Raw genomic sequence first — 664 nt, forward strand, 5'->3', positions numbered from 1 at the left:
CGATCTATCGTTAACAGCAAATCGAATTCTTCAAAGTCACTGTCCACGATTTGCCTGGCTCTTAAATGAGACATGTCATACCCTCGTTTGAGCGCATGCATCTGGCTTCGCTCATCCGGCGTTGCATCAGGATGAAAGTTGTGTGTACCCGCCGAGTCAATTTTGACTTTTTGAAGGAGTTCCCTATCCGCCAGCTTTCTGTAAAAGATAGCCTCGGCTGTGGGACTTCGGCAAATATTGCCCATACAGACAAAAAGAATTCGGTATTTAGGGTCGCTCATTTTTTTGAATTGGTTGAAATCATTTTTTAAAAAGTACAACAGAGGGTGTGACTGTCAATGCCGCTTATCGGCCTTCCATGTGCCGCCATAACGGTAATTGGGGTGTCGCTCCGCTTGAGTTCGACACGATTGGCAAAGCATGGTCCAAGAACCGGTTTCGTCTGGCGCCACCCTGTAAAGCGTTGAACTCACAGCTTTGCATTTTTCACAAGCTTTGACACGGGATCGAACAGGTTTGGGCATGGTGATCCACGATCAATCAATCGCGTCAAACGAGACGGTCGTCTGCCGGGAATTGGCGAGCTTGAACACGCTACTTTTATGGGAGCCTGTCATGGCCTTTTTGACGACCTTATAAATGTCGAGATCAAAGTCAAAGTCTT

1 pseudogene is annotated in these 664 nt (G+C 47.0%); it reads right to left on the reverse strand.

The window, feature by feature from the left end:
* Positions 1 to 281: pseudogene (locus B472_RS16785) on the reverse strand (low molecular weight phosphotyrosine protein phosphatase); the annotation flags it as partial.
* Between the last annotated feature and the right edge of the window lie 383 nt (positions 282 to 664).

Origin of the sequence: Limnohabitans sp. Rim28 (assembly GCF_000293865.2) — a bacterium.
Taxonomy (GTDB): domain Bacteria; phylum Pseudomonadota; class Gammaproteobacteria; order Burkholderiales; family Burkholderiaceae_C; genus Limnohabitans_A.